Below are 14,771 nucleotides of genomic sequence, written 5' to 3'. Positions count from 1 at the left end.
CGCAGCATTCTTGCGCGCCCGATCGTTCGAACTGCCGTCGGGGGGTGAATGAAGGCCAGTCCGCCGCAAGAATCCGTCGGTTTCGACGAGATGCACGATGCCGCGGGCAACACGCGCGAAGCCTACCGGGACTATTGCGACTGGTACGAAGGTCAGGAGCAGGCCTCGCTCCGGCGCAAGGACAAGGAGGCGGACGATACCTTCCGCCGCACGGGCATCACCTTCAACGTCTATGGCGAGGACGAGGCCGAGGAGCGGCTGATCCCCTTCGACATCGTCCCCCGGATCATCACCGCGGCCGAATGGCGGCGGCTCTCCCGCGGGATCGAGCAGCGGGTGCGGGCGCTCAATTCCTTCCTCTACGACCTCTATCACCGCCAGGAGATCCTGCGCGCGGGGCGCGTGCCCGAAGCGCTCTTTCGCCACAACGACGCGTGGCTCGCCAACATGGTGGGCTTCACCCCGCCGGGCGGGATCTACACCCATATCGTCGGCATCGATCTCGTCCGCACCGGCCCGGACGAGTTCTTCGTGCTCGAGGACAATGCGCGGACGCCCTCGGGCGTCTCCTACATGCTCGAAAACCGCGAGACGATGATGGCAATGTTCCCGGACCTGTTCAGCCGGGTGCCGGTGGAGGCCGTTTCCGACTATCCGCGCCGCCTCGCCCGCAGCCTCGCCGCCTGCGCGCCCGCAGGGCAGGCCAGCGGGGAAGGCGGCAAGCCCACGGTCGCGGTGCTGACGCCGGGCATCTTCAACTCGGCCTATTTCGAACACGCCTTCCTCGCCGACCAGATGGGCGCCGAACTGGTCGAGGGGAGCGACCTGCGCGTGGTCGAGGGCAGGGTGCAGATGCGCACGACCCGCGGCTACAAGCCGATCGACGTGCTCTATCGCCGCGTCGACGACGACTATCTCGATCCACTCAGCTTCAATCCCGACAGCGTGCTGGGCGTGCCGGGCATCATGGACGTCTACCGCGCCGGCGGCATCACCATCGCCAATGCGCCTGGCACCGGCATCTGCGACGACAAGGCGATCTATTCCTTCATGCCCGACATCGTCGAATTCTACACCGGCGAGAAACCGCTCCTGCCCAATGTCCGGACCTGGCGCTGCGCCGACCGCGACAGCCTCGCCTATGTCGTCGACAACCTCGCCGACCTGGTGGTGAAGGAGGTTCACGGTTCGGGCGGCTACGGGATGCTGATCGGCCCGACCGCGACGAAGAAGGAAATCGCCCGGTTCCGCCGCAAGCTCGAGGCCGCGCCGGAGAACTACATCGCCCAGCCCACGCTCTCGCTTTCGACCTGCCCGATCTACACCAGCAAGGGCCTCGCCCCGCGCCACGTGGACCTGAGGCCCTTCGTGCTCGTCAGCCCGAACGGGATCGAGATCACGCCCGGCGGGCTCACCCGCGTCGCGCTCAAGAAGGGTTCCCTGGTGGTCAATTCCTCGCAAGGGGGCGGGACCAAGGACACGTGGGTCCTGAAAGACTGATGGCGGAGGCGCGCTGATGCTGGGCCGGATGGCGAATGCCTCTTTCTGGATGTTCCGCTATCTCGAGCGGTCGGAAAACACCGCGCGCCTGATCGAGGCCGCGCTGCGGATGGCGCTGACGAAGGACCTCGCCACCGCAGAGGAGGAATGGCGCTCGGTCATCGCGACGCTCGGCCTCACCGCGCTCTACGAGGCGGAGCATGACGGCTATGACGGGCCGCGGGTGTGGAACTTCGTCCTGCGCGACCGGGCCAATCCGGCGAGCGTCAGGGCGATGTTCGCCGCGGTCCGCAACAATGCGCGCGCGGCGCGGACCTGCATCTCGAGCGAGGTGTGGGAGGCGGTGAACGAAAGCTGGATGGAGCTCGACCGGCTGCTCGCCCGGCCCGTCGGCCAGGGCGCGCTGGGCGAGGTCATGCTGGTGATCCGCCGCGCGGGCGCGCAGGTCCACGGCGCGGTCGACGGCTCGATGCTGCGGAGCGAGGGTTTCCACTTCGCGCGCGCGGGCACCTTCATCGAGCGCGGCGAATCGACCGCGCGCATCCTCGACATGAAGTATTTCCTGCTCCTGCCCTCGCTTTCCTATGTCGGGTCGAGCCTGGATTCGAGCCAGTGGGACCAGGTCCTGCGTTCGGTCGCGGGCGCGCGCGCCTACAGCTGGCTCAATGCCGGGAACATCGACGCGCGCGGGATCGTCGAATTCCTCGTCCTCGACGAACGCTTCCCGCGCAGTCTCGCCTTCTGCCGCATGGCTCTCAAACGCACGCTCGGCGCGCTCGCCAGGATGCACGGGCGCGAAGGGACCTGCGACGCGCTGATGGCCGAGGCCGAAGCGCGGATCGGGGCGCTGAGCGTCGACGACGTGTTCGAACGCGGCCTGCACGAGTTCCTCGTCGACTACATCGCCCGCAACGCCGCGATCGCCGAGGCGATCGTCGACGACTACCGCTTTCTCGCCTAGGCTTGCCTCATGCGTCTCTCGATCCGGCACACGACCCATTATTCCTTTACCCAGCCGGTGGTGCACGGCCTCCAGCGGCTGCGCCTCACGCCCAAGGAGACCCAGGGCCAGCGGATCGTCGAATGGGAGATGGAATACGACAACGCCCATCCCGAACTCCATTACGACGACCAGAACTTCAACCACGTCACCCTGGTCGGGGTCGAACCGGGGGCGAACGCGGTCACTGTGACCTGCCACGGGACGGTGGAGACCAAGGACCATGCCGGGGTGATCGGGCACCATGCCGGGCACCTGCCGCTGTGGAGCTTCATGGGCCAGACGCCGCTCACGCGGCCGGGGCCCAAGGTGCGCGCTCTGCTGCGCGACCTGCCCTCCCCGGGCGAGGACGGGAAGGTGCCCTTCCTCCACGCCCTGTCGAACCGCATCCGCGAGGACATCGCCTACCAGGCCGGCGCGACCACGGTCATGACCACCGCCGAGGAAGCCGCCGCGCACGGCTATGGCGTGTGCCAGGATCACGCGCACATCTTCATCGGCGCGGCCCGCGCGGCGGATATCCCGGCGCGCTATGTCAGCGGCTACCTGATGATGAACGACCGGATCCAGCAGGACGCCACCCACGCCTGGGCGGAGGCCCATGTCGAGGGGCTGGGCTGGGTCGGTTTCGACATCTCGAACGGGATCAGCCCCGATCCGCGCTATGTCCGCGTCGCCACGGGGCGCGACTACCGCGACGCCGCGCCGGTCACGGGGATCAGCTTCGGATCGACCGAGGAACTCCTCACCGTCAGCGTCGCGGTCGAACAGCAGAAGCAGGACGAACAATAGGAACCCCATGGGCACGGACACGGGTTCTAACCTCTCTTATTCACGGCGATGCGGTTGGGCGCCTCTCGGTGCGAGCTTGACGCCACTGCTGCGTGCGGCGGCGTAGAGCGGGCGTGCGGCACCGCTGGCGTCTGTTTCACCGCGCTGTGATCGATGGGCTTTTCTGGTTGAAGGACTTGGCTCGGGGTTTCTGCGGCACTGCCGCGCCCGCTACGTCGGCGCAGGCTTGAGCGCGAGAACGATGGCACGCATCAGATCGGCATCGGGGCACGCAGAGGCGAACGCTACGCGGATTCGGGTGGCGCTTTCCATGACGCGGGCAGCAACCTTGAGCAGCCGCAGGCGCAGGGTCGTAAACTCGGCTTTTGCCAGAGCGGTGGTCTTTGGGATCGCCTGCTGAACGCGCCACAGCAGCCAGTAGGCAGCGGTGTGCAGGATCAGGCGCATCTGGTTGGCGTTCGCCGACCGGCACGAGGTGCGGTCACTGGCCAGCTGGGTCTTGTGCAGCTTGATCAAGTTCTCGGCCTGCCCGCGCGCACAGTAGAGCGTGTCATAGATGTATTCAGCCGAGCCTTGGGTTAGCGATGTGACGACATAGCGGATATCCATGCCCAGCGTGCTGGCCTCGATCCTGGCGACGACGCGGCGCTGGCGGTTCCAGCTCTTCGCGCCGTAGCGGGTCTCGGCATAGCTGCGCAGGACCGGGAGTTGGCACTCGGCGCGGCGGACCGCGCAGGCATCGGCGGCAGTGACGATAACCGGATCAGCGCGCAGCGCGGCGTTGGTCGGCAGACCGAACACGTAATCGACATGGGCCGCCTCGCAGAAGGCCATGACCTCGGGCCGTCCATAATGCCCGTCACCGCGGATGGTGATGTGGGTATCAGGCCAGTGGCGGCGAAGATGGCGCACCAGACGCCGGATATGCCCTGCCGCCTCCTTGCCAGAAGGCGTCTTGCCCGTGCGCAGCAGCATCGCCACCGGCCGGCCCGTTGCCGTGTCGTAGACATGGATCGGCAGGAAGCAGCGCTCCCCATGATGTCCGTTCCAGAAGGAGAGTTGCTGATAGCCGTGCACGACGTCGCAGGTGTCATCGATATCCAGCGTCACCGCCGCCGGCGGAGTGGGGTAGCTGGCGCAGTAGATGTCGATCATGATCCCCAGCATCTTTGCCAGCTCGCGCGTGCTCGGCGCATTCTCCCAGCGGCTCATCGTCGGTTGGCTGGCCAACCCCGCACCCGATCCCGGCAGCTTGCCCAGCGCAAGGCGGAAGCCCGGATCATCGCGCAGAGCGTCGAGATCATCGGCATCCTCATAGCCGCAGGCGATCGCGAACATCCGCGCGCGCAGGATATCTTCAAGCCGATGAACCACCCGAGCAGGATCGCGCGGATCGGCAATACACGCCGCAAGCCGCTGGCAGAGCCCCATCATGCGCTCGGCCTGAGCCAGCACCAGGACCCCGCCATCCGAGGTCAGCCTGCCGCCGTCAAACGCAGCTGTGACCTTCTTGCCGCGCACTGCTGGAAACGAAAATACGGACGCGCTATCATCGCATCCGGCGGGTGTGGTCTGTGGCATATTTTGCCCCGTTGCAGGTCTGGCTTAAGCAACCACATTCCTACAACAATGCAAATGCTTACGCCACTCCCGCCAACCCGTCAGACCACTGCCGGTGAATAATCCGGGATAGAGACACGCCGCCCGCTTTGCGCTAGGCCGCCCGTCCCACGCACGGAGACCCTTTTCGAAATGACCTATTGCGTCGGCATGGTGCTCGAACGCGGGCTCGTCCTGATGAGCGACACCCGCACCAATTCGGGCGTCGACAACATCTCGACCTTCCGCAAGATGTTCCACTGGCAGGTGCCGGGTGAACGCATGATCGCGGTCATGACGGCGGGCAATCTCGCCACCACGCAGGCCGTCATCAGCCAGCTGGAGGAGCGCACCAAGGAACCCGACGAGCGCGACAACTCGCTGATCCGCGGGCGCACCATGTTCAACGTCGCGACCGAGATCGGCCGGCTGCTGCGCGCGACGATCGACGAGGCGCAGCGCAGCAACGGGGAATCGGGCAAGGGCCGCTTCACCGCATCGATGATCCTCGCCGGGCAGATCAAGGGGATGCAGCCGCGCCTCTTCATGATCTATCCCGAAGGCAATTTCATAGAGGCGAGCTGGGACACGCCGTTCTTCCAGATCGGCGAGACCAAGTATGGCCGCCCCATCATCCTGCGCGGCTATGAGCGGGACATGCGCTTCGAGGACGCGGTCAAGCTGCTGATGGTGAGCTTCGATTCGACGATCAAGGCGAACCTTTCGGTCGGCCTCCCGCTCGACCTGCTGGTGATCGGCAAGGACGAGTTCGCGCCGCTGCACGAATACCGCGTGACCAGCGACGATACCTTCTTCGAAACGATCTCGTCGAGCTGGGGCGCGGCGCTGCGCTCCGCGCTCGACGCGCTGCCGTCCTACAGTTTCGATTCGCCGAGCGGGTCCGAGGAAGGTCGGTAGCACCCCCAGGGCCTTTGCGGAGGCCCCGCGTTCACCATGAAACGGCGGTATCGTATTCGTTTCGGAGCAATCGGGCGGCGGAATTGCATGGTTCGGGGGCGCGGTTAAGCCGGTATTGCTCCGTATCGGGGGAGGTCCCGCGTGAAATGACGGGCGGTCTGGTCAATCAACATGGCCATGACACGCAAAGCCTCGCTCCACTTCATCGACTCCTCCAGCCGCCACCGCGCCGAACTGGCCCGGGTCGGGTTCTCGCTCGGCCACCATTCGGAAGTCTACGGCGACATGTCGGAACTGTCCGTCCACCCGCCGCGCGAAGGGATCATCATCGCCCGCGACACCACCGAAGAAGGCGGCGTGGCGACGATCCTCGAACGATTGAGCCGGCTCGGCATCTGGTTGCCGCTGATCGCGGTCGATGTCCAGCCTCGCCCGGGGCGCATCGTCGAGGCGATCAAGGCGGGCGCGCTCGACTACCTCTCGCTCCCGCTCGACCCCGAACGCTTCTCGCGCTGCCTCACCCGGATCGAGAAGGAGGCCGAGGTCTTCGGCGCCCAGCGCCGCCGCATGATCGAGGCGCGCGACCGGATCGCCAGCCTTTCCCAGCGCGAACGCGAGGTGCTCGACTGGCTGGCCGAGGGATCGAGCAACAAGGTGATCGCGCGCGAACTCGACATCAGCCCGCGCACGGTCGAAATCCACCGCGCGAACATGATGACCAAGCTCGGCGCGCGCCACGCCGCCGAAGCGGTGCGGCTCAAGCTGGAGGCGAAGCTCGAACCGAAGATCCGCGCCTGACCCCTTCGCAGCCGCATCGGTTCTGCCGCCTCCTCAACGGTGAAGGCAGGACCGGTGCGGGATCGGGGCCGTCGTCCTGTCCCCGGGCCTTCTTGCGAGGCCCGTCGGCGGCCCCGATGCGAAAACCGGGCTCACGCAGGATGTCGGACAGGTTCCCGGGCAGGGTGTTGGCCATTCGCGCCGGCCCTGGGGGCGCACACCCGAAAGAGCGCGACTTGCCCGCGGGAAATGAAATTGCTGAACCATGGGGGTCATCGCGAAAGCCCGGCGGAGCGTTTGCGCGGCTCTTGCGAACGGGCCGCTATCGAACCTAGCGGCAGAAACGCGGGCCGGTGCCTTCGAGGTGGAAGTGGTCGCGGTGGGCCGCGTTGTATTCCGGGCCGAGCACGGTGCCGAACCGCTTGCAGGCGCTGCGATGCACGATCCGCAGGAATTCGCGTTCCGCCGCGGTGCCCCCGCTCCAGTCGCGCAGCAGCGCGATCCGTCGGCCGTCCTCCAGCACGAAGCCGGAAACATCGATCGCCTCGGCCCGCGCATGGGCCGAGCGGCGGGCGGTCCCGGCGACGTTGCGGCAGGCATAGCTTCCCATCGTCTCGATCCGGGCGAGCGGACTGCCGAGGATCTGGCGGGCCGCGCGATCGACGCCGAATCGCGCCCATTCGGTAAAGGCCTTGGCCGTCTCGCACTTGACCGGGCCGAGATTGCTCACGCCGAACAGCCCGTCATCCCCCGACAGCGCGGAAAGGCGCACCGTGTCGAGCGTGTGGCAGCCGGGGCCGGCATAGGTGTCGGGCAGGGGGTCGAAGCGCGCGCCGGTTTCGCCCAGATCGGCAAGGCACCCCGCCGGGCCGCCGCCGCGCTCCCCGCCGCGATACCCGCGCGGGGCGGAGGCGAGCCGGTTCGACGAGCGATCGATCGGCGGCGGAGTGCTTGCGCGTGAAGCCCCGCTCGCCGCTCCGGCCGGGGCGCTTCCGGGGGAAGGGACGAGCGAACCGCATCCGGCCAGCGCCAGAGCGGCTGCGGCGAGCGTTCCGGTGCTGACAAAGGTTCGCCTGCGACTCATACCTAGGCATTATCGCGCAGGAAAGGTTAACGGCGCGCTAAGGAGGTCCGCAAATCATCGGTTAACCGGCACATCCCGGCGATTGCAGGGGTCGCGGCAAAGCGGCGCCCGCCATGGCGGTTCAGGGCAATTCGTCCGCGACCTGTTCCCACAGCTCGATCTTCACCCCGTCGGGATCGAGGATCCAGGCGAACTTGCCATAGCCCTCGTCCGCCCTGTCGAGGATCTTCACCTTCGCCTTCTTCAGCCGCTTCACGAAGCCGTCGAGATCGTGGACGCGCAGGTTGATCATGAAGCCGTGCTTGCCCGGCTTGATGTAGGTGTCGTCCTCGAAATGGCTGATGAGCGAATAGGGATGGGCCATGGGCTCGGCCTCCCACGCGAATTGCGGGCCATGCGGCCCGTCGATCCCGAGCACTTCGCGGTACCATTCGCGCGTCGCGGCAGGGTCCTTCACGACATAGAAGATCCCGCCGAGCCCCGTGATCCGCGGCCCTCTTCGTTCGCCCATGGTCTCCTCCCGACTCCGCGAAGGACAGCAGGCTGCACCAGCGGCTCCGGAAAGGGAAGGCCTACTCCGCCGGTGCCTGCGCGCGGGTCGCGGCGCTTTGCGTCGTGCCCTTGCTGACGGCATAGATCGCGATCGACGAGGCGAGGAAGCCCGGCACGATCTCGTAGAGCCCTTCGCCGCCGAGGAAGCTCGCGTTCCATCCCATCGCGATCCACCCGCCCGCGACCACCGCCCCTGTCACCAGCCCCGCGACCGCGCCCGCTCCGGTCATGCCGCGCCAGGTGAGGGCGAGGAGGATGAGCGGACCGAAGGCCGCGCCGAAGCCCGCCCAGGCATTGGCGACGAGGCCGAGCACCTCGCTCGTCGGATCGCTTGCGATCACGATCGCGGCCACCGCCACCAGCGCGACGCAGAACCGGCCGACGTTCACCGCCTCGCGCTCGGAGGCGTTCCGGCGGAGGAACAGGCGGTAGAAATCCTCGGTAAGCGAGGAGGAGGAGACGAGCAGCTGCGATGAAATCGTACTCATGATCGCGGCCAGCAGGGCGGCGAACAGGAAACCGGTCACCGCCGGGTGAAACAGCAGGTCGGCCAGGATGATGAAGATCGTTTCCGGATCCTCCACCACCAGCCCGTTGCGCTCGGCATAGGCGCGTCCCGCCAGCCCCATGCCGAGCGCGCCCGCAAGCGAGATCGCCATCCACGAGAGGCCGACATTGCGTGCGGCCGCGACCTTCTCGACTGTGTCGATCGCCATGAAGCGCACGATGATGTGCGGCTGGCCGAAATAGCCGAGGCCCCAGGTCACGGCGCTGACGAAGCCGAGCAGGGTGAGCCCCTCGGTGAGACTGAGGAACCCTTCGACCGGCACCTCCGACAGCGATCCGCCCGCATCCCCGCCGCTGCCGAACATCACGACCAGCGGCATGATGACGAGCGCGAGCATCATGATCACGCCCTGCACGAAATCGGTCAGGCTCACCGCGAGGAACCCGCCGATCATCGTATAGGCGAGCACGATCCCGGCAGTGATGACGATGCCGAGCATGTAGTCGCTCATCCCCGCGTTCGGCAGGAGCCCGGCGAAGGCGGTTTCGAACAGCTTGCCCCCTCCGACAAGGCCTGCCGCGGTGTAGACCGTGAAGAAGACGACGATGACGATGGCCGACACGACCCGCAGCGTCGTGCCCCGGCTCGGAAAGCGGTTGGCGAGGAATTGCGGGATGGTCAGCGCGTTGCCGTAGCTTTCGGTCTGTTCGCGCAGGCGCGGGGCGACGATGATCCAGTTCGCGACCGCACCGAGGAACAGCCCGATCCCGATCCACGCCTCGACCAGCCCCGCCGCATAGAGCGCACCCGGCAGGCCGAGCAGCAGCCAGCCCGACATGTCGGACGCGCCCGCCGAAAGCGCGGCGACGGCCGGCGGCAGGTTGCGCCCGGCGAGAAGATAGCCTTCGGAATCCTCGGTCGATTTCCTCCAGGCGTAGAGCCCGATGCCGAGCATGGCGATGAAATAGACGGCCAGTGAGGCGAGCGTTGCTGTGTCCATGTTGCAGGTGCGTAACAAGCGCGCTGCGCAATGGCCACAGGGCAGCGCAAATTCGCAAGGATTGCCAAAAGCGCTGCTCTGACCGCCGCACATGTTTCGCGGCCCGCCGGTCCGGGGAAATTATGCTGCGCCCGCGAAAGGACGGACCGTGGCCCGATCGGGACGGCTCGAGCCTTTCGGCGCGGCTCAAGCGTCCTTCTTGCGGCGGGCCTTCTTGCGCTCGTGCGGGTCGAGGATCGCCTTCCTCAGCCGGATCGACTTGGGCGTCACCTCGACCATCTCGTCGTCGTCGATATAGGCGATCGCCTGTTCGAGGCTCATCCGGCGCGGCGGGGTGAGGCGGATCGCGTCGTCCTTGCCCGAGGAGCGGATGTTGGTGAGCTGCTTCGATTTCAGCGGGTTGACCTCGAGATCGTCGGGCTTGGCGTTCTCGCCGATGATCATGCCTTCGTAGATCCGGGTCTGCGGCGCGATGAACAATTCGCCGCGCTCCTCGAGCGCGTTCAGGGCATAGGCGACCGCCTCGCCGTCGCTGTTCGAGATGAGGACGCCGTTGATGCGGCCTTCGATCGGACCCTTGTAGGGGCCGTATTTCTCGAACAGGCGGTTCATGATCCCGGTGCCGCGGGTGTCGGACAGGAATTCGCCGTGATAGCCGATCAGCCCGCGCGAGGGGGCGGAGAAGGTGATGCGGGTCTTGCCTTGGCCCGACGGGCGCATTTCGGTGAGGTCGGCCTTGCGGCGCTGCATCTTTTCCACGACCGTGCCCGAATGTTCGTCGTCGACGTCGATGACGACCGTCTCGTAGGGCTCGGTGCGGGTTTTGCCGTTGGGCCCGTCCTCCTCGCGGAAGAGCACGCGGGGGCGGGAGATGCCGAGCTCGAAACCCTCGCGGCGCATCGTTTCGATCAGCACGCCAAGCTGCAGTTCGCCGCGGCCGGCGACTTCGAAGCTGTCCTTGTCCTCGCTTTCGGTCACCCGGATCGCGACATTGGTCTCGGCCTCGCGCAGCAGCCGGTCGCGGATGAGGCGGCTCGTCACCTTGTCGCCCTCGCGCCCGGCGAGCGGGCTGTCGTTGACGGCAAAGCGCATGGCGAGCGTCGGCGGGTCGATCGGCTGCGCGGCGATCGGCTCGCTCACGGAAGGGTCGGCGATGGTGTTGGCGACGGTCGCCTTTTCGAGACCTGCCAGAGCGATGATGTCGCCCGCCTGCGCGCTTTCCACCGGCACGCGCTCGAGCCCGCGGAAGGAGAGCAGCTTGGTCGCCCGGCCGGTCTCGATCACCTTGCCGTCGCGGTCGAGCGCGTGGATCGGGTCATTGATCCTGATCGTGCCGGACTGGACCCGGCCGGTCAGCACGCGCCCCATGAAGGGATCGCGGTCGAGCAGGGTGGCAAGGAAGCTGAACTTTCCGCCGGCGTCGAGGTCCGGGGCGGGAACGTGGCTCACGATCAGTTCGAACAGCGGTTCGAGGCTGCCGCCGCGCGCGTGCTCGTCGGGACTGGCATAGCCGTCGCGCCCGCTCGCGAAAAGCGAGGGGAAATCGAGCTGTTCGTCGTCGGCATCGAGGCTGGCGAACAGGTCGAACACCTCGTCGAGCACTTCCTGCGGGCGGCCGTCGGGCCGGTCGATCTTGTTTACGACCACGATCGGCTTGAGACCGAGCGCAAGCGCCTTGCCGGTCACGAACTTGGTCTGCGGCATCGCCCCTTCCGCGCTGTCGACCAGCAGGATGACGCCGTCGACCATGCTGAGGATGCGCTCCACCTCGGCCCCGAAATCGGCGTGGCCGGGCGTGTCGACGATGTTGATCCGCGTGGTTTCGCCGCCGCCCTTGGGCGTCCATTCGACGCTGGTGCACTTGGCGAGGATGGTGATCCCGCGCTCCTTTTCGAGATCGCCCGAGTCCATCGCGCGTTCATCGACGCGCTGGTTCTCGCGGAAAGTGCCGGACTGGCGGAAGAGCTGGTCGACGAGGGTGGTCTTGCCATGGTCGACATGGGCGATGATCGCCACGTTCCTGAGCGAACCGGGGCCGATGGGGGAGGCGGACATGATTTCGGGCTTTCCAAGAGCTGGCTGCAAGCGGGCTCGCCGGCTGTATCGCGCGGTCCGTGTGCCCATCTGCTGCGCGCCTTAGGCAGCGCGCCCGGCAAAAGCAATCGAAACCGGGCCTTTGCGCGGCGGGGAGGGAACGGGCCGCCGTGTGACATGACTGCAACATTTCTCGCGCCAGCCCCGGCCGGGGCGAGCCTTCCGGCTTGTCGCCTCAATCCCGCTCCCCTATCACCCGCCCCGCAGCCCGGCGACGGCGCGATCTGGGACGCGCCGACCATCTCCCCTGCCGGGTTCGAGTGGGTTTAGAGAGAGGATTTTCCATGCATTCGTTCTTGCCCGGCCTTGCCGGTACGTACCGATTCACCCTGCTTGCGGGCGCCGCAGCCTTTGCCCTGGGCGCGCACGGCGCGGCCAACGCGCAGGCCCTGCCCGATTCCGACGATGCCGACGAACTCGTTCTCGAGGAGGACGTGCCGGAAGCGGAAAACCAGATCATCGTCACCGCGTCCAAGCGCGAACAGACGTTGCAGGAAGTGCCGATTTCCGTGTCGGTCACGAGCGGGGAGACTCTCGAACAGGCGCAGATCCGCGACGTGCTCGACCTCCAGACCGTCACCCCCTCGCTGCGGGTGAGCCAGTTGCAGACCTCGTCCGCGACGACCTTCATCATCCGCGGCTTCGGCAATGGCGACAACAATTTCGGGATCGAGCCTTCGGTCGGCGTGTTCATCGACGGTGTGTTCCGTTCGCGTTCGGCTGGCGCCCTCGGCGACCTCAACAACGTGCAGCGCATCGAGGTCCTGAACGGCCCGCAATCGACGCTGTTCGGCAAGAACGCCTCGGCCGGCGTCATCTCGGTCGTCACGCGCGAACCGCAGTATGAATTCGGCGGCATGGTCGAGGCGGTCTACGGCAATTTCAACCAGGTCTTCCTGCGCGGCGACATCACCGGGCCGATCACCGACAATATCGCCTTCTCGTTGGACGGGACCTATCAGCGCCGCGACGGCTTCGGCGAGATCGTCAATCTCGACGAGGAGATCAACGACCGCAACCGCTGGTCCGCGCGAGGCCAGCTGCTGATCGAGCCGACGCCCGATTTCAAGATCCGCGCGATCGCGGACTATGCCCGGATCGACGAGGTGTGCTGCCAGGTCGCGACGCTCGTCGCCGGCCCCGCGGCGGGCGCGATCGGCGCGCTGGGCGGCCAGTTCAGCACCGACTTCTTCGCCTATGAAAGCTTCCTCAACGCCGCCCCGGTGAACGAGAACGACAATTACGGCGGCTCGGTCCAGATGGACTACCAGGCCGGGGCGATCTCGATCACCTCGATCACGGCCTATCGCGAGCTGAAGAACTTCTTCCTCACCGACATCGACTTCACCAGCGCCGACATCGCGACGGAAACCCGCGACCAGGACGTGCAGACCTTCACCCAGGAAGTCCGCATCGCGTCGGATTTCGACGGCCCGTTCAACTTCCTGCTCGGCGGCTTCTACTTCGACGAGACGATCGAACAGGACAGCGCGATCCGGAACGGTTCCGATTTCCGCGACTATGGCGAATTGCTGGCCGGGCAACCGGGCCTGTTCAACCAGGTCGAAGCGGGGCTGGGCCTGCCGCAGGACTCGATCCTCAACACGCCGCTTCTGACCAGCGAGCAGTTCCGGATGGAGAACACGGCGTGGTCGGTGTTCGGGACGTTCGATCTCGAGCCGGTCGACGGGCTCGTGTTCACCGTCGGCTTCAACTACACCGACGATGCGAAGGACTTCGCGCTGTCGCAGCAGAGCTTCGACCCGCTCGGGCAGGTCAATCTGGTCGACGCCTTCATCGTCGGCGGGATCGCCGAGGCGCTGCAGATCCCGCCGGGCGAGGTGACGCCGGGCGTCATCAACGGCTTCGCGACCGATCCGCAGACCGCGCCGGTCTTCGGCCAGATCACGCAGGCCGCGCTCGATCCGGCGGCGAACGAGCTGCTGGCGCTGCAGGCGCTGCAGTTCCAGCCGCCATTCCTGGCCGTGCCGAACGTGGTCGAGCCGGGCCGCACGCGGGATGACGAGCTGACCTACCTGCTGCGGGCGAGCTACCAGATCTCGCCCGAGGTCAACGTCTACGCGAGCTATGCGACGGGCTTCAAGGCGAGCTCGGTCAACCTCTCGCGCGACAGTCGGCCGGTGCTGGGCGATTTCGTGCCGGGGCAGGAGCTCTCGACGATTCTCGCACCGTCCTCGCCGATCCTGGATGCCGGGCTGGCGACACCGAACCTGACCACGGGTTCGCGCTTTGCCGGTCCGGAAGAGGCCGAGGTCTACGAACTCGGCATGAAGGCCCAGTGGGACGGTTTCGGGTTCAACCTCGCGCTGTTCGACCAGTCGATCGAGGGCTTCCAGAGCTTCGCCTTCACCGGGCTCGGCTTCGCGCTCGCCAATGCGGGCGAACAGTCGGTCAAGGGCTTCGAGTTCGACGCCACGATCAACCCGGTCGACGGGCTCGTGCTGACCTTCGCGACGACCTATCTCGATGCGCTCTACGACGATTTCACCGGCAGCCCGCTGGGCGATCTCACCGGTCAGCGTCCGGGCGGCATCCCGGAATGGGCGATCGCGACCTCGGCGACCTACACGCACGAATTCGACAGCGGTTCGCGCATCATCACGCGCGTGGATTACAACCACGAAAGCAACGAGAACATCAACGAGGGCCTGCCGACCTTCAACGCGCAGCTCGGCAACACGCGGATCTTCCGCCGCGAAGTGAACCTGGTGAACGCCTCGGCGACGCTTGCGCTCAACAACGGGCTCGAGATCGGGGCCTTCGCGCGCAACCTGCTCGACGACGAGTACATCCTGACGGTGTTCGACGGGGTCGCGCAGGCGGGCACGGTCAACGGCTATCCCAGCGCGCCGCGCACCTATGGCGGGGTCGTGCGCTTCCGCTTCTGACCTGACTGCACGGGAAGAAAAGGGGGCTCCGCGCGGCG

11 protein-coding genes are annotated in these 14,771 nt (G+C 66.5%); 6 read left to right on the top strand and 5 right to left on the bottom strand.

Going from position 1 to position 14,771, the window contains the following annotated elements; all coding sequences use genetic code 11:
* Positions 1 to 48: 48 nt before the first annotated feature.
* The 3 genes from BLU08_RS06205 to BLU08_RS06195 are packed head-to-tail and all read left to right on the top strand — an operon-like array spanning position 49 to position 3,292.
* The gene (locus BLU08_RS06205) at positions 49 to 1,500 is read left to right on the top strand and encodes a circularly permuted type 2 ATP-grasp protein (protein WP_090196850.1); all 1,452 of its coding nucleotides are present in this window, start codon (positions 49 to 51) and stop codon (positions 1,498 to 1,500) included.
* Between the two features lie 16 nt (positions 1,501 to 1,516).
* Complete coding sequence (locus BLU08_RS06200; RefSeq protein ID WP_090196845.1) at positions 1,517 to 2,461, top strand: alpha-E domain-containing protein; 945 nt, start codon at positions 1,517 to 1,519, stop codon at positions 2,459 to 2,461.
* A 9-nt stretch (positions 2,462 to 2,470) separates the two neighbouring features.
* Positions 2,471 to 3,292: a transglutaminase family protein gene (locus tag BLU08_RS06195; protein WP_090196842.1), complete on the top strand. Its 822-nt coding sequence runs from the start codon at positions 2,471 to 2,473 to the stop codon at positions 3,290 to 3,292.
* A gap of 210 nt (positions 3,293 to 3,502) precedes the next feature.
* Here the strand turns inward: BLU08_RS06195 and BLU08_RS06190 are convergent, their stop codons facing one another.
* Entirely contained in the window at positions 3,503 to 4,873 is a 1,371-nt protein-coding gene (locus BLU08_RS06190) for an IS1380 family transposase (RefSeq protein WP_090193770.1), read from the bottom strand.
* A gap of 171 nt (positions 4,874 to 5,044) precedes the next feature.
* On the opposite strand from BLU08_RS06190, the gene BLU08_RS06185 reads away from it, so the two are divergent.
* Together BLU08_RS06185 and BLU08_RS06180 are read left to right on the top strand one after the other, a co-directional pair.
* Positions 5,045 to 5,809, top strand: coding sequence for a peptidase (locus BLU08_RS06185; protein WP_090196838.1), 765 nt, complete (start codon positions 5,045 to 5,047; stop codon positions 5,807 to 5,809).
* Between the two features lie 177 nt (positions 5,810 to 5,986).
* Positions 5,987 to 6,607 (top strand): response regulator transcription factor, encoded by a 621-nt coding sequence (locus BLU08_RS06180; protein WP_090201099.1) that lies wholly within the window; start codon positions 5,987 to 5,989, stop codon positions 6,605 to 6,607.
* Positions 6,608 to 6,917: 310 nt separating this feature from the next.
* On the opposite strand, the gene BLU08_RS06175 is transcribed toward BLU08_RS06180, so the two are convergent.
* From BLU08_RS06175 to typA, 4 genes are all read right to left on the bottom strand, one after another.
* On the bottom strand, positions 6,918 to 7,670 hold the full coding sequence (locus BLU08_RS06175) for an extensin family protein (protein WP_090196835.1): 753 nt from the start codon (positions 7,668 to 7,670) through the stop codon (positions 6,918 to 6,920).
* Between the two features lie 121 nt (positions 7,671 to 7,791).
* Positions 7,792 to 8,181 (bottom strand): VOC family protein, encoded by a 390-nt coding sequence (locus tag BLU08_RS06170; protein ID WP_090196830.1) that lies wholly within the window; start codon positions 8,179 to 8,181, stop codon positions 7,792 to 7,794.
* A 61-nt stretch (positions 8,182 to 8,242) separates the two neighbouring features.
* Positions 8,243 to 9,730: a sodium/proline symporter PutP gene (putP, locus tag BLU08_RS06165; protein ID WP_090196827.1), complete on the bottom strand. Its 1,488-nt coding sequence runs from the start codon at positions 9,728 to 9,730 to the stop codon at positions 8,243 to 8,245.
* 186 nt (positions 9,731 to 9,916) lie between these two features.
* Entirely contained in the window at positions 9,917 to 11,785 is a 1,869-nt protein-coding gene (gene typA / locus BLU08_RS06160; protein WP_090196823.1) for a translational GTPase TypA, read from the bottom strand.
* 323 nt (positions 11,786 to 12,108) lie between these two features.
* Between typA and BLU08_RS06155 the strand changes: the two genes are divergently transcribed.
* Entirely contained in the window at positions 12,109 to 14,733 is a 2,625-nt protein-coding gene (locus BLU08_RS06155; RefSeq protein WP_090196820.1) for a TonB-dependent receptor, read from the top strand.
* Positions 14,734 to 14,771: the final 38 nt, after the last annotated feature.

Source organism: Erythrobacter sp. HL-111, from assembly GCF_900105095.1.
Lineage (GTDB): Bacteria > Pseudomonadota > Alphaproteobacteria > Sphingomonadales > Sphingomonadaceae > Erythrobacter.
This window is presented reverse-complemented; position numbering and strand designations above follow the sequence as displayed.